This window comes from Pseudomonas sp. DSP3-2-3 (genome assembly GCF_049898225.1).
In the GTDB taxonomy this organism is placed as follows: Bacteria; Pseudomonadota; Gammaproteobacteria; order Pseudomonadales; family Pseudomonadaceae; genus Aquipseudomonas.
Genome location: NZ_JAFCXH010000019.1, coordinates 36,408 through 59,968, shown reverse-complemented (window position 1 = coordinate 59,968; position 23,561 = coordinate 36,408). Strand labels below are relative to the sequence as shown.

At 58.6% G+C, this 23,561-nt stretch carries 23 protein-coding genes; 15 read left to right on the top strand and 8 right to left on the bottom strand.

The window, feature by feature from the left end; genetic code table 11:
* The first annotated feature begins 225 nt into the window (after window positions 1–225).
* Window positions 226–1,137: a LysR substrate-binding domain-containing protein gene (locus tag ACP7E4_RS20735; RefSeq protein WP_426118173.1), complete on the top strand. Its 912-nt coding sequence runs from the start codon at window positions 226–228 to the stop codon at window positions 1,135–1,137.
* Window positions 1,138–1,184: 47 nt separating this feature from the next.
* On the opposite strand, the gene ACP7E4_RS20730 is transcribed toward ACP7E4_RS20735, so the two are convergent.
* On the bottom strand, window positions 1,185–1,826 hold the full coding sequence (locus ACP7E4_RS20730; protein WP_426118174.1) for a hypothetical protein: 642 nt from the start codon (window positions 1,824–1,826) through the stop codon (window positions 1,185–1,187).
* 375 nt (window positions 1,827–2,201) lie between these two features.
* Here ACP7E4_RS20730 and purE point away from each other — a divergent pair, with 375 nt between their 5' ends.
* The 4 genes from purE to ACP7E4_RS20710 all read left to right on the top strand — a co-directional run bounded on the left by purE (window position 2,202) and on the right by ACP7E4_RS20710 (window position 4,856).
* Window positions 2,202–2,693 carry a 5-(carboxyamino)imidazole ribonucleotide mutase gene (gene purE / locus ACP7E4_RS20725; protein WP_020291616.1) on the top strand — a complete coding sequence of 164 codons (492 nt, stop codon included), beginning with the start codon at window positions 2,202–2,204 and terminating at the stop codon, window positions 2,691–2,693.
* Window positions 2,694–2,702: 9 nt separating this feature from the next.
* Complete coding sequence (locus tag ACP7E4_RS20720; RefSeq protein ID WP_426118175.1) at window positions 2,703–3,785, top strand: 5-(carboxyamino)imidazole ribonucleotide synthase; 1,083 nt, start codon at window positions 2,703–2,705, stop codon at window positions 3,783–3,785.
* Between the two features lie 205 nt (window positions 3,786–3,990).
* Window positions 3,991–4,236, top strand: a complete 246-nt coding sequence (locus ACP7E4_RS20715; RefSeq protein WP_020291613.1) for a GlsB/YeaQ/YmgE family stress response membrane protein — start codon at window positions 3,991–3,993, stop codon at window positions 4,234–4,236.
* A gap of 86 nt (window positions 4,237–4,322) precedes the next feature.
* Entirely contained in the window at window positions 4,323–4,856 is a 534-nt protein-coding gene (locus ACP7E4_RS20710; RefSeq protein ID WP_426118176.1) for a DUF3299 domain-containing protein, read from the top strand.
* A gap of 96 nt (window positions 4,857–4,952) precedes the next feature.
* On the opposite strand, the gene ACP7E4_RS20705 is transcribed toward ACP7E4_RS20710, so the two are convergent.
* Together ACP7E4_RS20705 and ACP7E4_RS20700 are read right to left on the bottom strand one after the other, a co-directional pair.
* On the bottom strand, window positions 4,953–5,858 hold the full coding sequence (locus ACP7E4_RS20705) for a D-hexose-6-phosphate mutarotase (protein WP_426118177.1): 906 nt from the start codon (window positions 5,856–5,858) through the stop codon (window positions 4,953–4,955).
* Window positions 5,859–5,955: 97 nt separating this feature from the next.
* Window positions 5,956–6,357 carry an acyl-CoA thioesterase gene (locus ACP7E4_RS20700; RefSeq protein ID WP_020291610.1) on the bottom strand — a complete coding sequence of 134 codons (402 nt, stop codon included), beginning with the start codon at window positions 6,355–6,357 and terminating at the stop codon, window positions 5,956–5,958.
* Window positions 6,358–6,797: 440 nt separating this feature from the next.
* Here ACP7E4_RS20700 and ACP7E4_RS20695 point away from each other — a divergent pair, with 440 nt between their 5' ends.
* The 8 genes from ACP7E4_RS20695 (at window position 6,798) to ACP7E4_RS20660 (ending at window position 17,438) form a co-directional block, all read left to right on the top strand.
* Complete coding sequence (locus ACP7E4_RS20695) at window positions 6,798–8,090, top strand: MFS transporter (RefSeq protein WP_426118178.1); 1,293 nt, start codon at window positions 6,798–6,800, stop codon at window positions 8,088–8,090.
* A gap of 160 nt (window positions 8,091–8,250) precedes the next feature.
* Window positions 8,251–9,246, top strand: coding sequence for a phosphate ABC transporter substrate-binding protein PstS family protein (locus ACP7E4_RS20690; RefSeq protein WP_426118180.1), 996 nt, complete (start codon window positions 8,251–8,253; stop codon window positions 9,244–9,246).
* A 137-nt stretch (window positions 9,247–9,383) separates the two neighbouring features.
* Window positions 9,384–11,669, top strand: coding sequence for an ABC transporter permease subunit (locus tag ACP7E4_RS20685; RefSeq protein ID WP_426118182.1), 2,286 nt, complete (start codon window positions 9,384–9,386; stop codon window positions 11,667–11,669).
* Between the two features lie 69 nt (window positions 11,670–11,738).
* Window positions 11,739–13,355, top strand: coding sequence for a phosphate ABC transporter permease PstA (pstA, locus tag ACP7E4_RS20680; protein WP_426118256.1), 1,617 nt, complete (start codon window positions 11,739–11,741; stop codon window positions 13,353–13,355).
* 73 nt (window positions 13,356–13,428) lie between these two features.
* Window positions 13,429–14,262 carry a phosphate ABC transporter ATP-binding protein PstB gene (pstB, locus tag ACP7E4_RS20675; RefSeq protein ID WP_426118184.1) on the top strand — a complete coding sequence of 278 codons (834 nt, stop codon included), beginning with the start codon at window positions 13,429–13,431 and terminating at the stop codon, window positions 14,260–14,262.
* Between the two features lie 75 nt (window positions 14,263–14,337).
* A complete protein-coding gene (phoU, locus tag ACP7E4_RS20670) occupies window positions 14,338–15,099 on the top strand; it encodes a phosphate signaling complex protein PhoU (protein ID WP_426118185.1) in 762 nt (253 codons plus the stop codon).
* Window positions 15,100–15,305: 206 nt separating this feature from the next.
* The gene (locus ACP7E4_RS20665) at window positions 15,306–16,199 is read left to right on the top strand and encodes a response regulator (RefSeq protein WP_426118187.1); all 894 of its coding nucleotides are present in this window, start codon (window positions 15,306–15,308) and stop codon (window positions 16,197–16,199) included.
* 342 nt (window positions 16,200–16,541) lie between these two features.
* The gene (locus ACP7E4_RS20660; RefSeq protein ID WP_426118189.1) at window positions 16,542–17,438 is read left to right on the top strand and encodes a peptidoglycan DD-metalloendopeptidase family protein; all 897 of its coding nucleotides are present in this window, start codon (window positions 16,542–16,544) and stop codon (window positions 17,436–17,438) included.
* Between the two features lie 213 nt (window positions 17,439–17,651).
* Here ACP7E4_RS20660 and ACP7E4_RS20655 read toward each other — a convergent pair whose 3' ends face one another.
* The 3 genes from ACP7E4_RS20655 to phoB all read right to left on the bottom strand — a co-directional run bounded on the left by ACP7E4_RS20655 (window position 17,652) and on the right by phoB (window position 21,157).
* Window positions 17,652–18,992, bottom strand: coding sequence for a hemolysin family protein (locus ACP7E4_RS20655; RefSeq protein ID WP_331149753.1), 1,341 nt, complete (start codon window positions 18,990–18,992; stop codon window positions 17,652–17,654).
* 110 nt (window positions 18,993–19,102) lie between these two features.
* A complete protein-coding gene (gene phoR / locus ACP7E4_RS20650) occupies window positions 19,103–20,416 on the bottom strand; it encodes a phosphate regulon sensor histidine kinase PhoR (protein WP_426118191.1) in 1,314 nt (437 codons plus the stop codon).
* A gap of 51 nt (window positions 20,417–20,467) precedes the next feature.
* Complete coding sequence (gene phoB, locus ACP7E4_RS20645) at window positions 20,468–21,157, bottom strand: phosphate regulon transcriptional regulator PhoB (RefSeq protein ID WP_020291598.1); 690 nt, start codon at window positions 21,155–21,157, stop codon at window positions 20,468–20,470.
* 160 nt (window positions 21,158–21,317) lie between these two features.
* Between phoB and ACP7E4_RS20640 the strand changes: the two genes are divergently transcribed.
* The gene (locus tag ACP7E4_RS20640; RefSeq protein ID WP_426118194.1) at window positions 21,318–21,695 is read left to right on the top strand and encodes a COG4315 family predicted lipoprotein; all 378 of its coding nucleotides are present in this window, start codon (window positions 21,318–21,320) and stop codon (window positions 21,693–21,695) included.
* A gap of 41 nt (window positions 21,696–21,736) precedes the next feature.
* Here ACP7E4_RS20640 and ubiA read toward each other — a convergent pair whose 3' ends face one another.
* On the bottom strand, window positions 21,737–22,627 hold the full coding sequence (gene ubiA / locus ACP7E4_RS20635; protein ID WP_426118196.1) for a 4-hydroxybenzoate octaprenyltransferase: 891 nt from the start codon (window positions 22,625–22,627) through the stop codon (window positions 21,737–21,739).
* Window positions 22,627–23,187: a chorismate--pyruvate lyase family protein gene (locus tag ACP7E4_RS20630; protein WP_426118198.1), complete on the bottom strand. Its 561-nt coding sequence runs from the start codon at window positions 23,185–23,187 to the stop codon at window positions 22,627–22,629. The genes ubiA and ACP7E4_RS20630 overlap by 1 nt, the downstream gene beginning before the upstream one ends.
* A 200-nt stretch (window positions 23,188–23,387) precedes the next feature.
* On the opposite strand from ACP7E4_RS20630, the gene ACP7E4_RS20625 reads away from it, so the two are divergent.
* Complete coding sequence (locus ACP7E4_RS20625; protein ID WP_426118200.1) at window positions 23,388–23,555, top strand: rubredoxin; 168 nt, start codon at window positions 23,388–23,390, stop codon at window positions 23,553–23,555.
* Window positions 23,556–23,561 lie beyond the last annotated feature (6 nt).

Genomic DNA, 23,561 nt, shown 5'->3' with positions numbered 1-23,561 from the left:
TGCTGTTAACCGCTGGCCCATGCACAATCGGCATAATGTGGTTGTGACGCGCAAGATGTGACGAACGTGTGAAGCGTTGCGATGTTTATTTGTGGGAGCGAGCTTGCTCGCGAAGGCAATGGTTCAGATTGGTAGATTTGCCAGCTGTATAAGCCCTTTCGCGAGCAAGCTCGCTCCCACGGTTTCTCAAAAACTTTTTGACAAGCAATGGCCCCGGAGAACCCGATGAATCTGGAAAGCAAATGGCTTGAGGACTTCAGTGCCCTGGCCGCCACTCGCAGCTTTTCACAGGCTGCCGAGCGGCGCTTCGTCACGCAGCCGGCGTTCAGTCGGCGCATTCGCAGCCTGGAAGCCGCGTTGGGGCTGACGCTGGTCAATCGCTCGCGCACGCCCATTGAGCTGACCGCCGCCGGCCAGCTGTTTCTGGTTACGGCGCGCACCGTGGTCGAACAATTGGGCGAGGTGCTGCGGCATTTGCATCACCTGGAAGGCGGGCAGGGTGAAGTCATGCAGGTTGCTGCCGCGCACTCGCTGGCGCTGGGTTTCTTCCCGCGCTGGATTGCCCAATTGCGCAACGAAGGCTTGAACATCGCCACGCGACTGGTGGCGACCAACGTCGGTGATGCGGTGCATGCCTTGCGTGAAGGCGGCTGCGATCTGATGCTGGCGTTCTACGACCCGGACGCTGCTTTGCAAATGGACGCCGAAATTTTCCCGTGGCTGCACCTTGGCGATACGCAAATGCTGCCGGTCTGCGCGGCGGACGCTGAGGGCAAGCCGCTGTTTGATCTGGAAGGCGAAGGCAGCGTGCCGTTATTGGCCTACAGCGCCGGCGCTTTTCTGGGCCGTTCGGTGAATCTGCTGTTGCGTCAACGCAGCCTGCGCTTCACGACGGTCTATGAAACCGCCATGGCCGACAGCCTGAAAAGCATGGCTCTGGAAGGTCTGGGCATCGCATGGGTGCCGCAGTTAAGCGTGCGTGCCGAGCTGGCGCGGGGCGAACTGGTGGTCTGCGGCGGCGCGCAATGGCAGGTGCCGCTGGAGATTCGGCTTTATCGTTGCGCACTGGTGCGCAAGGCCAACGTGCGCCTGCTTTGGCGCAAGCTGGAAGGCGGGGCGGCGCAGGAGCAGAGTTGAAGTGGGCCGCTCGATTGCTTGTGTAATCGAGCGGCCCAGGCGTCACTTCAAGGTGCCTTGTTTAAATAGCCGAGCATGATCTTTCTGTTTTGATCACTGTAGAGGTAGCAATTGGCTCTAAGGTTCAGGCGCGTTGGCGTGATGTTTGTTTCGCACCACCAGCCGTCCTTGTAGATGACTTCCGACGCTTCGTGGCTGCCGCCGAACATATGACCTATTTCATGGGCTGGCGCTGTGTAGGTTGCCATCGATGCGATTGCCGCAAAATGGCCGGACCGGGTAAGACCCAAGGTGGATTCATTGATTCTGTTGCGGGTTAGAAGCAAGTATTTCTGAGTGCTCACCCTTGGGCGATTATTCTCATCAATGTATTGATCGACCAACCGTGTCCAATTGCCAAGCGCTCTTGCATCGTCTTCACCCTGATAAGAAAAGGCCGTGAGCGCCCCTCGGCGCTCGACAAAATCCAGGTAAACCGTGCGTCCGCTGACGCTTTCAAGGTCTTTGAGCAGCCAGACAAAATAATCGCGGCGAATAGTCTGGCGCTCGGCCTGGGGGATATCGTCGTGCAGGAACACAGTAAGAAAAATCGGGTGCCTCTCCCGTGGATTATCTGCAACAGCGGGTTGCCAGAGCAGGGCAAAAAGTACAAGAAGCAGCATCATCGGTTTCTGAAAATCCATTTTCATTTGAGTGGGTCCATTAACTGGTTTGTGTTTTTAAAAGTGGGAATCCGTCAATCCATAACGGAATAAGCAAAGTTAAATACAACCAGCCCCGGTTATAAAGTTCACGGGTTCGACAGCTACAGTCATAAGCTCAGGATCGGGTACGTAGGATGTTGGTTGCAATGTGTGTCGGCCAGCCGTGCACCTGAACGAGCCCGAAAACCGCCTGCATGCAGATGGTCGTGAAGGGGGCTGTCATCTGTCAGCTTTACGGTATACTGCGCGGCCTTTGGCCGGTTCGATCGGTCATTATTCGTACAGCAAGCCACGCCGGTCTCCCGCGTGGCTTGTTTGTTTTTTGACGCGCCTGCGGGCGCCCGATGAAGAGGCACGACGATGAGCGCACTGGTTGGCGTGATCATGGGCTCCAAGTCCGATTGGTCCACCCTTAGCCACACCGCCGACATGCTGGAAAAGCTCGGCATTCCATTTGAAGTCAAAGTGGTTTCGGCCCACCGGACACCGGATTTGCTGTTCCAGTACGCCGAGCAGGCCGAAGGCCGTGGCATTGAAGTCATCATCGCGGGCGCGGGCGGCGCGGCGCATTTGCCGGGCATGTGTGCGGCCAAGACGCACCTGCCGGTACTCGGCGTTCCGGTGCAGTCTTCGATGCTGTCCGGTGTCGATTCCCTGTTGTCCATCGTGCAGATGCCTGCGGGTATTCCGGTTGCGACCCTGGCCATCGGCAAGGCTGGCGCGATCAACGCCGCATTGTTGTCGGCGAGCATCCTGGGCGCCAAGCATCCTCAATTCCACGCAGTGCTGAAGAAATTCCGCGCTGAGCAGACAGACAGCGTCCTGGACAATCCAGACCCGCGCGACGCCTGAGGTTTTTCCATGAAGATCGGTGTAATCGGTGGCGGCCAGTTGGGTCGCATGTTGGCGTTGGCAGGCACCCCGCTGGGGATGAATTTCGCATTCCTGGACCCGGCGCCAGACGCTTGCGCGGCTGCGCTGGGCGAACATTTACGCGCCGATTACGGCGATCAGGATCACCTGCGCCAGTTGGCCGATGAAGTGGATCTGGTCACCTTCGAGTTCGAAAGCGTGCCCGCCGAAACCGTGGCGTTCCTGTCGCAGTTCGTGCCGGTCTACCCGAGCGCCGAAGCCTTGCGCATCGCCCGTGATCGCTGGTTCGAGAAGAGCATGTTCAAGGACCTGGGCATTCCCACGCCTGAGTTCGCCGACATCCAGTCCCAGGCGGATCTGGACGCAGCAGTCGCCAGCATTGGCCTGCCTGCGGTGCTGAAAACCCGCACCTTGGGTTACGACGGCAAGGGCCAGAAAGTACTGCGCACCCAGGCCGATGTCGCCGGAACCTTCGCCGAGCTGGGCAGCGTTGCCTGCCTGCTGGAAGGCTTCGTGCCGTTCACTGGCGAAGTCTCGCTGATCGCGGTACGTGCTCGCGATGGCGAAACACGCTTCTATCCACTGGTGCACAACACCCACGACAACGGCATCCTGCGCATTTCCATCGCCAGCACCGATCACCCGTTGCAGGCGCTGGCTGAAGATTACGCCGGTCGCGTGCTCAAGCAGCTGGATTACGTTGGTGTGCTGGCATTCGAGTTCTTCGAAGTCGACGGCGGCCTGAAAGCCAATGAAATCGCACCGCGCGTGCATAACTCCGGGCACTGGACCACCGAAGGCGCCGAATGCAGCCAGTTCGAGAACCATCTTCGGGCAGTAGCGGGTTTGCCGTTGGGCTCAACCGCCAAGATAGGCGAGAGCGCGATGCTCAACTTCATCGGTGAAGTGCCAGCGGTGGATAAAGTCATCGCCATCGACGATTGCCATTTGCACCACTACGGCAAGGCTTTCAAGGTCGGTCGCAAAGTGGGTCATGCGACTGTGCGCAGCGCCGACCGTGCAACCCTGGATCGTCAGGTGAAGTTGGTCGAAGCGCTGATCAAAGGCTGATTGCTGGTCACCAATACCTGGCCTCCTGCAACGGGAGGTCGGGCTGATTCATCTGCACGCTGCTTCCTCCGCCGATTTACGCCCCATCAAATTGCAATGCAACGCCTATAGTGTGGAACCATTCTGGGCTGTACGTTCTCAGATGGCAGGACACCAAGCGTCTTATCTGCACTTTGGTGTGTCCAATTCATACAGAGGGAATGACATGGGTATTATTGGAACCATCTTCATTGGCTTGATCGTGGGCCTGCTGGCTCGCTTCCTTAAGCCAGGTGATGACAGCATGGGTTGGATCATGACCATTCTGTTGGGTATCGGTGGCTCTCTGGCAGCAACTTACGGTGGCCAGGCTTTGGGTATCTATCAGGCAGGCGAGGGCGCAGGTTTCCTCGGCGCGCTGGTTGGCGCAGTTGTGCTGCTGGTGCTGTACGGCCTGATCAGAAAGAACTGACAGTCAGTAGCTGGCCCTCTGCGCACTCGGCGCGTAGAGGGCTAGAATGCCGGGCTTGTTTCAACTTCCCCTAGCCGAGCTTGCCAATGCGACGTCTTCTTTTTATTGCTGTGCTGCTGACCTGCGGCCTGGCACACGCTGAAATTCCCGAAACCGACTGGCTGGAACTGATGCCCAAGTCGGATCAAAAAGCCCTTGAGGCCATGCCCGAAATCGACCACAACTCGCCCGAAGCGCAGGGAACGTTCGACAGCAAGGGCGGCTTGAAGCAGAGCAAAGGTCTGCCCGCGGTGATGTATTCGGCCAAGACTGTGCCGACCATGAATGGCAGAGAGATTCGTCTGGGTGGTTATCCGGTTCCGCTGGAAACCGACGCGAAAGGCCGCAGCACGTTATTTTTCCTGGTGCCATATCCAGGCGCCTGCATCCACGTGCCACCACCGCCGCCGAACCAGCTCGTCCTGGTGCGTTACCCGAAAGGCCTGAAAATCGACGACATCTACACACCGCTTTGGGTGATCGGCACGCTGAAAGTCGAGAAGGTCAGTAATGATCTGGCGGATGCGGCTTACGCAATGGAAGCGGCGAAGGTGCGGGTTGTGGTTGAGGCGGATCTTTAGCCCGAATTCTGTGGGACCGGCTTTAGCCGGGAAGAGATTGGGACATTCACGGCATTTTTTTGCCAGATATTCCGTCTTCCCGGCTGATTACTTATTTCAGGCTTCGATCGCCTCAGCCCACACGCTAAGCGCCAACACATGCATCTCATCCGGCGCGAGCGTCACGATGTCGTCCAGCACGTTGGCGGTTTCGACGCAGACCATGCCTTGCCAGCCATCAGCGGCCATGTCGTCAAACTTTTTGGTTTTTTCCGTCCACGGGTTCCACACCACGGCTGACTTCGAGCCGCTGGTGCAAATGTGGATTTTGCGCTGCCATTGCGGGTCGACGATGCTCAGCATGTCGGGAGTGTCGAGGTAGATGCGGTCGGTCTCGCCAGCAAATTGCAGTTCGCCGGATTGCTCGCGCGCTTCCCAGTTTTCCAGGGTTTCGATATAGCGCAGGCCGTCGAGGCCTTTGATGCTGATCTCGCGGACATCGCTGACAGCGAAGTAGCTGTGCAATGCCTGGCTGAAGCTCACGGTTTCGCTGCCGCTGTTGTAACTGACGAGGCTGACGTTCAGCGCTTCATCCAGGCGAATGCTCAGCTTGAGCGCCACGTTATGCGGCCAACCCGGCAACTGACCTTCGGCCAGGGGCTGGATGAACTCGACGAGCAGCGCGTCGCCATCTTCGCCAACCCCCAGCAATTCCCAATCAATGGCCCGCACTTCACCGTGGGCTTTGGCCGGTTCGTCGCTGTGGCGCATGGCCTGGACACTTTGCGGATTGCGCTCAAGGTTGCCAAACCAGGGCCAGCAAACCGGCATGCCGCCGCGAATCGCTTTGCCTTTTTTGAACGCGGCTTGCTCGTTGGGCCAGATCAGCGGCGGTTGGCCGTCAACCTGATAACTGACGATGTGCGCGCCTTGCTGGGCAACAACCAGCTCGGCGTCGCCGTGACGGATGCGCCAGCAATTCAGCTCATCGATAGTGACGGTTTCAACCTGGGGCGTTGGCATAGGTAAGTTCTCGCTCAAGGACGGTGACAGTAGTAGACCGTGCAAAAGTCGTCGAGTTTACCGTGAAGCGGCCACTGCATGCCTCAGGTGCGGCAAATTACCGCCGCGCGGGGACTGAACGCGTGCGACCGCTGCCGTCGATGGCAACGAACACGAACACTGCTTCAGTAACCTTGCGCCATTCGCTGGACAGCGGGTCATCGCTCCACACTTCAACCATCATCTGGATGGAGCTGCGGCCGATTTCCAGGGCCTGGGTGTAGAAGGACAACTGCGCGCCAACGGCAACCGGCACCAGAAACGCCATGCGGTCGATAGCGACTGTCGCAACGCGCCCGCCCGCGACCTTGCTGGCCATTGCGGTGCCAGCCAGGTCCATCTGGGACACCAGCCAGCCGCCGAAAATATCGCCGAAACCATTTGTTTCACGGGGCAATGCGGTGATTTGCAAGGCCAGGTCGCCTTGTGGAATTGGATCTTCTTGTTCGAGCTCGATCATGCATAGGGTGCCTCTGACCCATGACGCTTAAGTCTTTGCCGCGGTGGACAGACGCTCGACACGACCCGGTTGATGGGGCGAGGCGTCTGAAGGGAAACTCTGCGAAAGCGGCTGTCGGACAGTTGATTTCGCACAGTACCCCGATACGTTTTCACACAAGATGTAGCAATTCGCGGTCTGCGAGTATATCGGGCGACGCGTCAGGCTACGACCCGTTGACTGGCGATTTAGACCACTTGCAGCTTCTATCTGTGTGCTTTTTGAAACAATTTGCTATCGTGCCGGACCCGATCAGGCGGCATGACTGCTTGTATCACGCAATTTTGGTGCCTATCTGCACCTCTTGCCTGAGAGAATCGCTTCTGCACGCCACCCCGCCGCAGTCAGCATTGCTATCGCTTACCCATAAAAGAGATGTTCACAAGAGAAGAAGCCTTGCCATGTCAACAGTGCCCTCAAGTACCGCGCAGCCCTCGCGCCCGCTGACCCGTAACGACTACAAGACGTTGTCGCTGTCCGCATTGGGCGGCGCGCTGGAATTCTACGATTTCATCATTTTCGTGTTTTTCGCGACCGTGGTCGGCAAGCTGTTCTTCCCCGTGGACATGCCCGAATGGCTGCGCATGATGCAGACCTTCGGCATCTTTGCTGCCGGTTATCTGGCTCGACCGCTGGGCGGCATCATCATGGCGCACTTCGGCGACCTGCTGGGGCGCAAGAAAATGTTCACCCTGAGCATTTTCATGATGGCGGTCCCTACCCTGATCATGGGTTTGTTACCGACTTACGCACAAATCGGCATGTGGGCACCCATCCTGCTGTTGCTGATGCGCGTTATTCAAGGTGCGGCGATTGGCGGCGAAGTGCCAGGCGCCTGGGTGTTCGTCTCCGAACACGTTCCTGCGCGGCATATCGGTTACGCCTGCGGCACGCTGACCTGCGGCCTGACCGCCGGGATTTTGCTGGGCTCGCTGGTCGCTACCTTTATCAACAGCATCTACACCCCGATTGAAGTCGCCGACTTCGCCTGGCGTATCCCGTTCCTGCTCGGCGGCGTATTTGGCCTGTTGTCGGTTTACCTGCGTCGCTGGCTGCACGAAACGCCGGTGTTTGCCGAGCTGCAACTGCGCAAGGCCTTGGCCGACGAAGTGCCGCTCAAGGCTGTGTTGCGTGATCATCGCGGCGCCGTCGCCATTTCGATGCTGCTGACCTGGCTGCTGTCGGCGGGCATCATTGTGGTCATTCTGATGACCCCGACCATTCTGCAAAGCGCGACCTTCGGCTTCCCGGCTGCTGTTGCGTTGAAAGCCAACAGCCTGGCGATTGTCTTCCTGAGCCTGGGTTGCGTGGCGGCCGGTGCGCTGGCCGACCGTTTCGGCGCGGGTTGGGTGTTCCTGTTGGGCAGCCTCGGTTTGCTGATCAGTTCCTGGACGCTGTATCACAGCCTCGGCGCGCATCCGGACTGGTTGTTCCCGCTGTACGCGGTAACCGGTCTGTTCGTCGGCACCATCGGCGCGGTGCCATACGTGATGGTCAAGGCATTCCCGGCAGCGGTGCGCTTCTCGGGTCTGTCGTTCTCCTACAACCTGTCCTACGCCATCTTCGGCGGTCTGACACCGATGGTCGTGACCTTCATGCTCAAGTCCAGCCCGATGGGGCCGGCGTGGTATGTCGCGGCGCTGTGCTGCATGGGTATGGCGCTGGGTGTGTATTTGTTGAGCAAAAAACGCTAAGCGGCATTACGCACTTCGCATCGCTGCAGATAAAAGGCCGCCACTTGGAAACGAGTGGCGGCCTTTCATTTAATTGTCACAATCTTTTCATAAAGTCGTCACGCGGCCCGCCAATACTGACGGTCACGGATTTTTTGACTCACCTCGCTCGGAGCAAGGTATGAAACTCAAGCGTTTGATGACTGCACTGACCTTCGTAGCCGCTGGCGTGGCGACTGCCCATTCCTTTGCCGCTGTTGATCCTGCGATCAAGCCTTATGTGAAGACCTCCGGCGTGTCGGGCAATCTGTCCAGTGTGGGTTCCGATACCCTGGCGAATCTCATGACCTTGTGGGCCGAGGCCTACAAAAAAGAATATCCCAGCGTGAACATTCAGATTCAGGCGGCGGGTTCTTCCACTGCGCCTCCTGCCTTGACCGAAGGCACCGCCAACCTTGGGCCGATGAGCCGCAAGATGAAGGACGGTGAACTGTCGGCCTTCGAGCAACGGCACGGCTACAAACCTACGGCGATCCCGGTTGCGGTCGATGCGCTGGCGGTTTTCGTACACAAGGACAACCCGATCAAAGGCCTGACCATGGCGCAAGTGGACGCGATTTTCTCCGTCACGCGTCTGTGCGGTGCCAAGACTGATGCCAAGACCTGGGCCGACGTCGGAGTTACCGGCGACCTGGCAGGCAAGCCGATTCAATTGTTTGGTCGCAACTCGGTGTCCGGCACTTATGGCTACTTCAAGGAAGAAGCGCTCTGCAAAGGTGACTTCAAGGCCAACGTCAATGAACAACCCGGCTCGGCTTCGGTGGTCAGCTCCATCAGCAGTTCGCTGAACGGCATCGGTTATTCGGGCATCGGTTATAAAACGTCCAGTGTGCGCACAGTGCCGCTGGCCAAGAAAGAAGGCGCCGAGTTTGTCGAAGACAACGAGGCCAACGCGCTCAACGGCACCTATCCGCTGGCGCGCTTCCTTTATGTCTATGTTAATAAGGCACCGAACAAGCCATTGGCGCCGCTGGAAGCCGAATTCATCAAGCTGGTGTTGTCTCGCCAAGGTCAGGAAGTGGTCATGAAAGACGGCTATATTCCGCTGCCATCGAAGGTCGTAGCCAAGGCATTGGCGGATCTGGGCTTGCAGGAAGGTGCAGTCGCGGCGAAATAAGCGTGAACCCGACGAGGCTTGCTTGAATCAGGCTTCGCTATTAACTGTACAGTCCGCTGCCAGGATCGTGGGTGGCGGGCTTTTTTGCGTCACCTCGCTGTAATGTTTTTGTCATACAGGACCGCTAGGGTGTGCGCATGAATGATTTGGCCAAGCCTTCGATGAATCAGAATTCACCCGCCAAGCGCATTGATTTCAATACGCCGCAGATGCAGCGCAAGCGCCGCGTGCGTGCTTTCAAGGACCGCTTGACCCGTTGGTACGTGGCCATCGGCGGCCTTGCCGTGCTTGCGGCAATTACCCTGATCTTCTTTTATCTGGCCTACGTCGTGGCACCGCTGTTTCAAGGCGCGAGCCTGACTCAGGAAACCCCGGTCAAACCCGCCTGGCTGAACGACGCCGGCAAGCCGCTGATGCTGTCCATCGAGGAACAGAATCAGGTCGGCATGCGGATTTCCGATAAGGGCGAAGCGGTGTTCTTCAGCATTCAGGACGGGGCTGAACTCAAGCGCATCCGCTTGCCGCTGGCCGAAGGGGTCAGCGTTGCCTCGCTTGGCGAAGATCAGCCTGGTACGCCGCTGATTGCTCTTGGGTTGTCCAACGGACAGGTGCTGGTGTTCAAGCACAACTATCCGGTTACTTACCCGGACAACAAGAAAACCATCTCGCCGACCATCAGCTGGCCCTACGGCGAAGCGCCGCTGGTGCTGGATGGACAGGGGCGTGCGCTGGAGCATGTCAGCCTCAACGCCAACGGGGAAAGCCTGTTGATAGCCGGTTCGACGGGATCCGAGCTGCACGTGCTGTCCCTTGAGCGCAAACAAAACATGATGACCGGCGAGCTCAGCAGCGAGTTGAGCCGTATTGAATTGCCGCAGATGTCGGCCGCCGTCAAAGCGATCTACATCGATCCGCGCCAGCAATGGCTCTATGTGATCAACGGCCGCGCACAAGCGGACGTGTTCAGCCTGCGCGACCGCACGCTCAATGGCCGCTACAAACTGCTTGAAGACGGCAACGCCGAAATCACCGCCAGCACGCAACTGGTGGGCGGTATCTCGCTGGTTATCGGCAACTCCAAAGGCAGCATGGCCCAGTGGTTCATGGCCCGCGACGTCGATGGCGAACAACGTTTCATGCACATCCGCGATTTCCGGATGGGCACCACGCCCATCGTGAAAATCACCGCTGAACAACGGCGCAAGGGCTTCATCGCGCTGGATGCCTCCGGCAAGCTCGGCGTGTTCCACAGCACGGCGCATCGCACCTTGCTGGTCGATCAGGTGGCCGACGGCGCCGGAATCTTTGCCATGTCGCCGCGCGCGGATCGCATCGTGGTCGAGCAGGGCGGTGCGTTATTGCCGATGATCCTGAAAAATCCGCACCCGGAAGTGTCCTGGAGTTCACTGTGGGGCAAGGTCTGGTACGAAAACTACGACGAGCCCAAATACGTCTGGCAGTCCACGGCTTCCAACAGCGACTTCGAACCCAAGCTGAGCCTCGCGCCACTGACGTATGGCACGCTGAAAGCTGCGTTCTACGCCATGTTGCTCGCCGCGCCGCTGGCCATTGCGGCAGCAATCTATACCGCTTACTTCATGGCACCGGGGATGCGCCGCAAGGTCAAGCCGGTGATCGAACTGATGGAAGCCATGCCGACGGTGATTCTCGGCTTCTTCGCCGGGCTGTTCCTGGCACCGTATCTGGAAGGGCATTTGCCGGGGATTTTCAGCCTGTTGCTGCTGACCCCGATTGGCATTCTGGTGGCCGGTTTCGCCTGGAGCCGCTTGCCTGATTCGATTCGTCTGCGCGTCCCCGATGGCTGGGAAAGCGCGATTCTGCTGCCGGTAGTGCTGCTGATTGGCTGGGCGTCGCTGGGCATGAGTCCGCATCTGGAGAACTGGTTCTTCGGCGGCGACATGCGTATGTGGATCTCCAATGACCTGGGCATTACCTACGATCAGCGCAACGCGCTGGTGGTCGGCATCGCCATGGGTTTCGCGGTCATCCCCAATATTTATTCGATTGCCGAGGACGCGGTGTTCAGCGTGCCGCGCGGCCTGACGCTTGGCTCGCTGGCGCTGGGCGCCACGCCGTGGCAAACCCTGACCCGCGTGGTCATCCTCACCGCCAGCCCGGGGATGTTCTCGGCGCTGATGATCGGTATGGGCCGTGCAGTGGGCGAAACCATGATTGTCCTGATGGCCACCGGCAACACGCCGATCATGGACATGAACCTGTTTGAAGGCATGCGCACGCTGGCGGCGAACGTCGCGGTGGAGATGCCGGAGTCGGAAGTGGGAGGCAGTCATTATCGAGTGTTGTTCCTCGCAGCCCTGGTGCTGCTGACGTTCACGTTCGTGATGAACACCTTGGCGGAGCTGATTCGTCAGCGTCTGCGCAAGCAATACTCGTCTCTCTAAGGAAGGTAGAAGTTCGTGAAAAAGAACTCCCTCAAGAGCTGGTTCAAAAGCGGCGCCCCCGGCGTCTGGATGAGTGCGGGTGCCGTCTCCATTGCCGTGATCATGACCATCGGCCTGCTGGCGGTCATCGCCGTGCGCGGCCTCGGGCATTTCTGGCCGGCGGACCTGACCTACGCGCAGTACGACGTACCCAATCAGGAAAAGCATGTTCTGATCGGTGAAGTGGTCGAGCAGGAACAAGTGCCGCGCGCACGCTTGAAAGGCTCAGGCTTGCCGGTGCCCGATGCAGGCCCGGAATTCATGACCCGCGAGCTGGTCAAGGTCGGCAATCGCGACCTCAACCCCAGTGATTTCACCTGGGTGGTGGGCGAATGGTTGACCGAGCAGAGCAAACCGCCGGAACTGATGACCCTGGAACGCCGCGAGTGGGGCAACTTCTACGGTTATCTGGTCAACGTGAAGGAAAACGGCAAAGTCGTTGCTGAAGGCGAAGCGGCCTGGCCGACCTTGCAGGAACGCATCCAGCGCATCAATGGTCTGGCTCGTGAATTGAACGGGCTGGAAAAGAAAGACATCGGCGCCATCAACCACGGCATTGAACGCTTGCGCCTGCAGGCTCGCAAACTGGAGCTGGAAGGCAAGCTGGACCCGCAAGCCCAGGCCGACATGGCCAGCGAGCGCGCGGAGCTGGACCATCGCTATAAAGACATCGAAGCGCAACTGGGTGCGCTGCACACCGCCTTCGACCGCGACAGCCTGACCGCGCGGGATGCCAACGGCAAAGAAGTCGAAATCAGCCTTGGCAAAGTGGTGCATGCGTACCAGCCCAATGCGATGGGTACGTTTACCAAGCTCGGCTTCTACTTCAAGAAACTCTGGGAATTCCTCAGCGAAGACCCGCGTGAAGCCAATACCGAAGGCGGGATCTTCCCGGCGATTTTCGGCACCGTGATGATGACTTTGATCATGGCGGTGATCGTTACCCCATTTGGCGTGTTGGCGGCGGTTTATCTGCGCGAATACGCCCGGCAAGGCCCGGTGACGCGCCTGATCAGAATCGCCGTGAACAATCTGGCCGGCGTTCCGGCGATTGTCTATGGCGTGTTCGGCCTGGGTTTCTTCGTTTATGTGCTGGGTGGTTCGCTGGATCGGCTGTTCTTCCCCGAAGCCTTGCCTGCGCCGACCTTCGGCACGCCGGGCTTGCTCTGGGCGTCCTTGACGCTGGCGCTGCTGGCCGTGCCGGTGGTGATCGTCGCCACCGAAGAAGGCCTGGCGCGCATACCGCGTACGTTGCGCGAAGGCTCGCTGGCGCTGGGCGCAACCAAGGCTGAAACCCTGTGGAAGATCGTTTTGCCCATGGCCAGCCCGGCGATGATGACTGGCCTGATTCTCGCCGTGGCCCGCGCCGCTGGTGAAGTGGCGCCGCTGATGCTGGTGGGTGTGGTCAAGCTGGCACCGTCGCTGCCGGTGGATGGCAACTACCCTTATCTGCATCTGGACCAGAAGATCATGCACCTGGGTTTCCATATTTACGACGTCGGCTTCCAAAGCCCGAATGTCGAGGCCGCGCGTCCGCTGGTGTACGCCACGGCGTTGCTGCTGGTATTGGTGATCGCCTTGCTCAACCTGTCTGCGGTGGCGATTCGTAACCACCTGCGCGAGAAATACAAAGCGCTGGACAGCTGATTTGCAACAGCACCGCTCCCTCACAGAAGGAGGGCGGTTCGATGAACAGAATGGTTAGCGTAGGGAGCAATCCATGCAGCAAGACAACCCGACCCACGGTGTCAACATGACGACACTGGGACGCAAGCGACAAAGCCTGCATCTGGCCGACGAAACCGTGGCCATCGAAGTGCCGGGGCTGAATCTGTTTTACGACGGCAAACAGGCGCTGTTCGATATCAGCCTGAATATTCCCAAGCAACGCGTGACGGCGTTCATCGGTCCGTCCGGTTGTGGCAAGTCAACGCTGCTGCGCACGTTCAATCGCATGAATGATCTGGTGGATGGCTGCCGTGTGGACGGTGAAATCAACTTGTGGGGCCATGACATCTATCGCAAGGGCGAAGATGTTGCCGAACTGCGCCGCCGCGTCGGCATGGTGTTCCAGAAGCCCAATCCGTTCCCCAAGACCATCTACGAAAACGTGGTCTACGGCTTGCGGATTCAGGGCATCAACAAGAAACGCGTGCTCGATGAGGCCGTGGAATGGGCGCTCAAGGGTGCAGCGTTGTGGGACGAGGTCAAGGATCGCCTGCACGAGTCCGCTTTGGGCTTGTCCGGCGGTCAGCAGCAACGTCTGGTCATCGCTCGCACTATTGCGGTCGAGCCTGAAGTGTTGCTGCTGGACGAACCCTGTTCGGCGCTTGATCCGATTTCGACGCTAAAAGTCGAAGAACTGATCTACGAACTGAAATCCAAATACACCATTGTGATCGTTACCCACAACATGCAGCAGGCGGCGCGGGTCTCGGATTACACCGCATTCATGTACATGGGCAAACTCGTCGAGTTCGGTGATACAGACACACTGTTCACCAATCCGGCGAAAAAACAGACGGAAGACTACATCACCGGTCGTTATGGCTAGGTGAGATGTGCTTCGTCAGCCCCTGAACCACCGCTGCGTTTTTGCACTCAATCGGACGTTCCAAGGACACCAAGCATGATCCATAAAGACAGCCTCACGCATCACATCTCACAACAGTTCAACGCCGAGCTCGAAGAAGTGCGTAGCCATTTGCTCGAAATGGGCGGATTGGTCGAGAAGCAGGTCAATGATGCGGTGACCGCCTTGATCGAAGCCGATTCGGGGCTGGCCCAGCGGGTTCGTGAGGTTGACGACCGCATCAATCAGATGGAGCGCAATATCGACGAGGAATGCCTGCGCATTCTTGCCCGTCGGCAGCCCGCGGCCTCGGACCTGCGCCTGATCATCAGCATCTCCAAGTCGGTGATCGACCTGGAGCGCATCGGTGACGAAGCCACCAAGATCGCCCGTCGCGCCATCCAGCTGTGCGAAGAAGGCGAATCGCCGCGCGGTTACGTCGAAGTGCGGCACATCGGCGATCAGGTCCGCAACATGGTCCGTGATGCGCTGGACTCCTTTGCGCGCTTCGACGCCGAGCTGGCCTTGTCGGTTGCCCAATACGACAAGATCATCGACCGCGAATACAAGACCGCGCTACGTGAGCTGGCGACGTACATGATGGAAGACCCGCGCTCCATTTCCCGGGTTCTCAACGTGATCTGGGTGCTGCGCTCGCTGGAACGCATCGGCGACCATGCGCGCAATATTTCCGAGCTGGTCATCTATCTGGTGCGCGGCACCGACGTGCGCCACATGGGCCTCAAGCGCATGAAAGAAGAAGTGCAGGGTATATCGACCGAAACTCCTAATGTTCCGGCCCAACCTGACGATAAATAAGACTGCCTGCGAAAAAAAACGCCCAGCATGCTGGGCGTTTTGCATTCTCCGGCTTTGAATTTTTCAGCCGCCCGCGAATTAAATGTCCTGGCGTCGTCAACAGTTTGGCCGCTGGCCATCAGCCAGCGCTATGCTTGCCGAAATAAAGGGCGTGTCAGCATCACCGCGGTTCGCCAGTCATGGCGGACACGCCCGCAGGAGCGTCGATGAGTAAAGTCAGTGTATTGATTGTGGATGACGCGACTTTCATTCGCGATCTGGTAAAGAAAGGCCTACGCAATTATTTTCCCGGGATTCATACCGAAGACGCCGTCAATGGTCGCAAGGCCCAGACGATGTTGACCCGGGAGAGCTTCGACCTGATTCTGTGCGACTGGGAAATGCCGGAAATGTCAGGCCTTGAGCTGCTGACCTGGTGTCGCCAGCAGGACGGCTATCTGAAGACTGTGCCGTTCATCATGGTGACCAGCCGTGGCGACAAGGAAAACGTCGTACAGGCCATCCAGGCAGGCGTTACCGATTTCGTCGGTAAGCCGTTCACCAATGAACAGCTGCTGAGCAAGGTCAAGAAGGCGTTGGCCAGGGTCGGCAAACTCGATGCCGTGATGACCAGCGCCCCAAGCCGGATGGCATCGCCCATCAATGAGTCGCTCAGCGCGCTCACGGGTGGCAGAGCCGAAGTCATCAGGCCGGCAGCAAGCGCCTCGGCCGGCATCGCCAAGCCGCCTCCAGTGGTCGCGGCAGCGCCTGCACAAGCGCCAACGGGTCGTGGGCAAGGCCAGTTGCGTCTGTCCAGCGGCATTCAGCAGTGTGTGATCAAGGCCCTGACACTCAAGGAAGCTTTGCTGATCGTGCGCCGCACCGACAGCCTGCCGCAGATCCTTGAACAGGCAGTGCTTGATCTGGAGCAGGGCGAAAACGCTGAAGTTGCACGCCTTAACGGCTATCTGCACGCCATTGTGGCCTTTGAGCAGAAGCCCGACAGCGACTGGCTGCAATTGACCTTCCGCTTTACTGACCAGGATGCGCAAAAGCTGGACTACGTGTCCCGCCTGATTGCGCGTGGCACCGCTCAGAAGCACTTTGTGCCGGGCGGCTGAAACCTGTTGGAGATTCTATGTCTGGGGGCAACCGCCAGGCGCCAGACGTATTGTCTGAACTGACGTCTTCCCGGCTAAAGCCGGTCCCACTGTGGGACCGGCTTTAGCCGGGAAGACGGCATTCCAGTAGACGCAAATGCATCGGCTGTACGTGCAGATCCGTTGGCGAGGCTTGCCTGCGAACGAGGCCTTCGCGGGCGAGCCTCGCGCCAAAACGCTCCACTCAGCATCTGGCGCGATTTCCTTGACGCTCCTTCTATTACCGATTGAAACAGCTAAGTCCTCATCTGCACGGATCACTGGTAGGCTGGCCCAACTTCTTTACAACCCAGACTGAATCCCATGCTTGAGCGCTTATTGATCTTGTGTGCTCTGTTGCTGGCCGCCCAATCGGCCGGGGCCGTCACTATCTATAAATTCACCGATGCCAATGGCGTCGTGTCGTTTACCGACCGGCCGACACCGGGCGCGTCGGTGATGGTGTTTCGCGATCGCATGGTTGAGCACATCGAGCGTCAGGTACGTCTGACCACCAAGAAAGAAAAGGGCGTGGACAGCCTGTACGTGCGCAACGATCTGTACGCGCCGGTTGAAGTCGAACTCAAGCTTTCCGGTGTGAAGAATGTGCTCGGCGTGTCGGACCGATCCATCCGGCGCACCATTGCCCCGCGCAGTAACGAGCGGCTGGTGGTGTTGAGTCCGCAGGTGGCCAGTCGGGCCATGAGTTACAAGACCAGCCTGCGCTCCATCGTGGGGGATCCCCAGCGTTCGAGCCTGGCTTACCGCTATCCACTGCCGTGGATTGGTGGACCGTTTCGACTGAGTCAGGGGCCGAACGGCAAATACAGCCATTTCGGTGCCAAGGGCCGGTACGCCATGGACATTGCCATGCCCGAAGGCACGCCCATTGTCGCGGCGCGGGGCGGCGTGGTGATCAAGACCGAGAATGAGCAGAGTGGCAAGGGATCAAACGCTTCAGGCAACTTCGTGCGCATCCTGCACGACGACGGCACGATGGGCGTCTATCTGCACTTGATGAAAGGTTCGGTGAGCGTCAAGGAAGGTCAGCATGTCAGTGTCGGCAGCGCACTGGCGCGCTCCGGCAACACCGGCAACAGCACCGGCCCGCACCTCCATTTCGTGATCCAGCGCAACGTCGGTCTGGCGCTGGAATCCATCCCCTACGAATTCGCCCAACCGGTACAAAGCCTGCCCAACTTTGCGGTGGGCGGGAATTGAGGGTTGAAGAACCTGTGGGAGACTCTATGTTTGAGGGCAACCCACAGACGCCGCAGATGTGGTGTCTGCACCGACGCCTTCCCGGATAAATCCGGTCCCACAGGATGGCCGCATTTCACCTGTGGGAGCGAGCTTGCTCGCGAATAGATACATCAGGCTGACCCTATGCCTTCGCGAGCAAGCTCGCTCCCACGGTTGAATTGAGTCAGGCCATCAATCGATCTTGACCACTTTGGCCAGCACGATTTTCGGGCCTTTCATCTTCTTGATGATGATGCGCAGCCCTTCGACTTCCATGACTTCCTCGACTTCCGGCACCCGTTTGAGGCTTTCGTAGATCAGGCCAGCCAGGGTTTCGGCTTCCACGTGGTCCAGATCGATGCCCAGCAGGCGCTCGACCTTGAACAGTGGCGTGTCACCACGCACCAGCAGCTTGCCCGGTTGATACGCGAGGATGCCGCGCTCGACCTTGCGGTGTTCGTCCTGAATGTCGCCGACCAGCACTTCCAGCACGTCCTCCATGGTCAGGTAACCGATGATCTTGCCGTCGGCTTCCTCCACCAGCGCAAAATGCGCGCCGCCCTGACGGAACTGTTCCAGCAGACGCGAGAGCGGCATGTGCTTGGAGACGCGCTCCAGCGGGCGCGTCAGCTCGGCCAGATTGAACGATTCGGGAATGTGATCCAGCGCGGCCAGCTCCAGCAGCAGATCCTTGATGTGCAACAGACCGACGAATTCGCCACGTACCGCGTCGTAGACCGGATAGCGGCTGAACTTGTGGCGACGAAACAGCGCGAGAATTTCCTTGAGTGGCGCGTTGAAATCCAGGGTCACCAGGTCTTCACGGGAGTTGGCCCAGTCGACCACTTCCAGCTCGCCCATTTCCACCGCCGACGCCAGCACGCGCATGCCTTGGTCGCTCGGGTCCTGGCCACGGCTGGAATGCAGGATCAGCTTCAATTCTTCGCGGCTATAGCTGTGCTCGTGATGCGGGCCGGGTTCGCCCTGGCCTGCAATGCGCAAAATGCCGTTGGCGCTGGCGTTGAGCAGATAGATCGCCGGGTACATGGCCCAGTAAAACAGGTACAGCGGCACGGCCGTCCAAAGCGACAGCAGCTCGGGTTTGCGAATGGCCCAGGATTTGGGGGCCAGTTCGCCGACCACAATGTGCAGGTAAGAAATGATGAAGAAGGCGGAGAAGAACGACACGCCTTTGACCACTTCCGGCGAGTCCACGCCCACGGCGCTCAGCAGCGGCGCCAGCAGGTGCGCGAACGCCGGTTCGCCGACCCAGCCCAGGCCGAGGGAAGCGAGGGTGATACCGAGCTGGCAAGCCGACAGATAAGCGTCCAGCTGGCTGTGTACGGTGCGCAGGATATGTCCGCGCCAGCCGTTTTTTTCAGCAATGGCTTCGACCCGGGTCGAACGAAGTTTGACCATGGCGAATTCTGCCGCAACGAAAAAGCCGTTGAGCAAGACCAGAACCATTGCGAAGAGAATCATGCCGAAGTCGGCGAAAAGTGACGCGAAGTTAAAACTAGGGGATGGGTCCATGGTGGAGGTTTACAGGTTCCGTTATGACTGAAGAAGAAGGCTGCCGCATCAGGATCGAGGGCATAAGAACGGCAATGTAGCGGCTAGAAGCCAGCTTGCCTAGTCGCGCTTCAGGGATTGATCAGCTGGATGGCCGGAAAATGGCAGATAAAAACGCTGCCCTTGCCCGGTACGCTGTTGATTTCCAGTGTGCCGCGATGGCGCAGCAGCACATGCTTGACGATTGCCAGGCCCAGCCCGGTGCCGCCGGTATTCGACGCACGGCTGGAATCCACGCGATAGAAGCGTTCGGTGAGGCGGGGCAGATGCTTGGTTTCGATGCCGATCCCCGAATCCTGCACGCTCAAATGCGCGCCATGCTCGTCGGCCCACCAGCGAATGTGGATCGTGCCTTCGGCCGGCGTATATTTCACCGCATTGAAGATCAGATTGGAGAATGCACTGCGCAGCTCGGTTTCGCTGCCCTTGAGCTGCACTTCGCTTTCGATGTTAAGGCTGATCTGCTGATTCTTGTTGGCCGACAGCGCCTGCGCATCACCCTTGATCGTCTTGAGCAGCGTGTCCACTTCGATGGGATAGCTGTCTGACGGATAGTCAGTGGCTTCAAGTTTGGCCAGCAACAGCAAATCATTGAGCAGCGTTTGCATACGGCCGCCTTGTTGATGCATCTGTTGCAGGGCGCGGACCCAGCGCGGATTCACCTCTTCGACGTTGTCGAGCAGGGTTTCCAGATAGCCGAAAATCACCGTCAGCGGCGTGCGCAACTCATGGGAAACGTTGGCGACGAAATCTTTGCGCATCTGCTCCAGTTGATGAATCCGCGTGACGTCACGGACCAGCATCAAATGCTCGTTATTGCCGTAGCGGGTAATCAATAGCTGAATGCGCATCCGATCGTTGGTCGGCGAGGGGATTTCCAGCGGTTCGGCATAGTTGCCCTGCTCGAAATACTCCTTGAAGCGCGGATGGCGCACCAGGTTGCTCACCGACTGGCCGCTGTCCTGCGGAGTCTTGAGCCCGAGCAGTGTCTCGGCGGCGCGGTTCCACCACTCAAGATTGCCTTCGCTGTCGAGCATGATCACGGCATCTCTGAGGGCCGCCGTGGATTCCTGAACGCGGTCGATCACCGCTTGCAGCCGCCCGCGCACCCGTTGGTCGCGGCGTTGCAGATGATAGATGCTGTCGAAGACCTCGCCCCACAAACCGTAGCCATCCGGCGGCGGCTCATCGGCTTTATGACTGCTCAGCCAGTCATGCAGGCGCAATAGCTGCTTGAGGGTCCAGGCCAGATAAAGCCCCAGTCCGATTGCCAGGCTCCAGCCATATTGATTGCTGATCAGGCCGGCCACGAGAGCGGCCGTAACCAGCATCAACATGTGGCGGATCAGGGTGCCATACCAGTTTTGATTCAATTGAAAGCACATCCTTGTCGAGCGCGGGCTTCGCGGTTGCGCTGTCTGCTAACAAAACGGCAATCAATTCTTGGTGGAAAACCGATAACCCGTGCCGCGCACGGTTTGTACCAGATTTTCGTAGGCATCGCCGAGGGCTTTGCGCAGGCGACGGATATGAACATCAACGGTGCGTTCTTCGACATAGACATTGCCACCCCAGACCTGGTCCAGCAGTTGGCCGCGCGTGTAGGCGCGTTCCTGATGGGTCATGAAGAATTGCAGCAAACGGTATTCGGTCGGCCCCATTTCCGCAGGCTTGCCGTCGATGGTGACCCGATGACTGATTGGATCAAGCAACAGACCACCCACTTCAATCGGCGATTCGCCATCCGTCGGACCGGCGCGACGCAGCACGGCTTTCAAGCGTGCGACCAGTTCGCGTGGCGAAAAGGGTTTGGTGATGTAGTCATCGGCACCGACTTCCAGGCCCTGGATCTTGTTGTCTTCCTCGCCCTTGGCCGTGAGCATGATGATTGGAATGTCGCAGGTCAGCTCGTCACGCTTGAGGCGGCGAGCCAGCTCGATGCCTGATGTGCCGGGCAGCATCCAGTCGAGCAGAATAAGGTCCGGCTTGCGGTCGACAATGATTGCATGGGCTTGCTGAGAGTTCTCTGCTTCCATGCAGTCATAGCCGGCCATTTCCAATGCAACGGCGATCATTTCGCGAATAGGCGCTTCGTCGTCAACGATCAGAATGCTCCTGCCAACCATGCTCGAACCTCTTGTCATTTAACTGTCTTGGGGCGCATTAGATAACGGAATTATTGCAGTCGTGTGACAGCTGTGGACAGGGCTAGCATGCCACGTTGTTACAGGTCTAAGCTTGCGGGTCTGTCCTGGAATAATTTTTACAACAATAGAGGATTACGAAATGGCTAAATTTTCATCCACTTTGCTGGGCCTGCTGGCCGCCGCTGCACTGGCATCCTCCGGCCTGGCGTTTGCTGCCGAGCCTGCGATGACCAAGGATGGCATCCTGGTCGATCACAAAGGCGTGACGCTTTATACCTTTGATAAAGATGCTGCTGGAAAATCGGTCTGCAACGACAAATGCGCAGTCAACTGGCCGCCTTTGACTGCCTCGGCGGCTGACAAAGCCTCGGGCAAATGGACCGTCATCAAGCGTGACGACGGCACCATGCAGTGGGCCTATGACGGCAAACCCCTGTACTTCTATAAGGATGACAAGAAAGAAGGCGACGATACCGGTGATGGCAAAGGTGATGTCTGGCACGTAGCCAAGCCATAACCGCCAGCATCAGCGCTGACTGCCGGCCACGAACCTGTCAGTCAGCGCAGCGCGTAATCGGCAACAATCCCGACAAAGATCGCCAGCCCCGCCCAATGATTATGCAGAAACGCCTTGAAGCACGCCTGTCGATCACGACTGCGGGTTGACCAGAACTCCCAGGCGAAACACCCGGCCGCCACCAGCAGGCCCAGGTAGAAACAAATTCCCATCTCGAAGCGCCCGCCCGCCAGCAGCAAGCAGCCCAGCGCCAGACCTTGCAGGGTCACAATGATCACCCGATCAGCATCGCCGAACAGCACCGCCGTAGATTTCACACCGATTTTCAGATCGTCTTCACGATCCACCATCGCGTAGTACGTGTCATAGGCGACGGTCCACAGCAGATTGGCGATATACAGCAGCCATGCTGCGGCAGGCAGATCCCCGGTTTGCGCGGTGAACGCCATCGGCATGCCCCACGAAAACGCCGCGCCCAGCACCACTTGCGGGTAATAGGTGTAACGCTTCATGAACGGATAGCACGCGGCCAGCGCCAGGCCACCGAACGACAGCCAGATCGTTGTGGGATTAGTCAGCAGGACCAGCAGGAAACTGACGATCACCAGCAGCGCAAACAGCATCAACGCCTCTTTCGAGCTGACTTTGCCGCTGACCAGCGGTCGCTGTTCCGTACGTTTGACGTGGCCGTCGACTCTGCGGTCGGCGAAATCATTGATCACGCAACCGGCGGCGCGCATCAGGAACACACCGACGACGAAAATGAGGATGTTGGCCAGCGACGGCGCACCTTTACCAGCAATCCACAATGCCCACAGCGTCGGCCACAGCAGCAGGTAAATGCCGATGGGTTTATCCACGCGCATCAACTGGATGAAATCCCAGGCGCGTGGATTCAGGTGATTCAGGGATTTGAGCAGCGTCAGGTACATCAGCAGGGTTCCCCGGATTGAATCGCCTGCCAGAGCGTTGGCAAGAACACTTCGGCGACCAGTATTTGCAAAGGGCCGCGACTGAAGCACGAGCGGCGTCCCCATAAATTGTCGGCGGCGTCCGGCGTTGGCAGCCAGGCCGCAGGGTAATGACAGATCTGCAACGGGCCGCGCAGAAAGGCCTCGTCGCAGAACAGCAATTCGCCCAGTGAGCGCGTGCCCAGCTCATCCATATTCAAGCCGCCTTCGTGCAAGGCACTGCGCGCCGCGACACTGCGGGCGAACACCCACTTTTCGTCATGGCCGCGCAGGTACACCTCGCGGGCCCAGCCGATGCTCTGTTCAGGCAGATCCAGCGCCGCACACTCGTCGTCGCGAAGCGGTTGCCAGCCCTCGAAAAGCGGCGTGACACTAAAGCGCTTGCCCGACAGCGCGGTCAGGCGGCGAGTCAGAGAATCCTCATGGAACAGCCACTCAAGGACCACCGGCGCAGGCGTCTCGATGAGAGACTCGCGCTCCAGCCAGATCGGGGTGGGAAATGCAGGTTTTAGCTGGGTCACAATGAGCAGTTATTGGCATTTATAAAGGCGGCGAGCTTAGCATGATTGACCGTCGCAACCGATGACCCACAACGTCTCGCGACAATCCCGGGCTTGCATCTCGGCGCCCCGATCAGTACAAAACGCCCTGAGCACGGTGGCAAGCGCGATACCATCGACCGCCATGCCGGCGACACCCTGAAAACCTGAGAGAAATTCTGATGAAAAAGTGGCAATGCATTGTCTGTGGCCTGATCTACAACGAAGCTGATGGCTGGCCGGATGACGGCATCGCGCCGGGCACGCAGTGGCAAGACGTTCCAGAAGACTGGCTGTGCCCGGACTGCGGCGTTGGCAAAATCGATTTCGAAATGATCGAAATCAACTGATTCAGG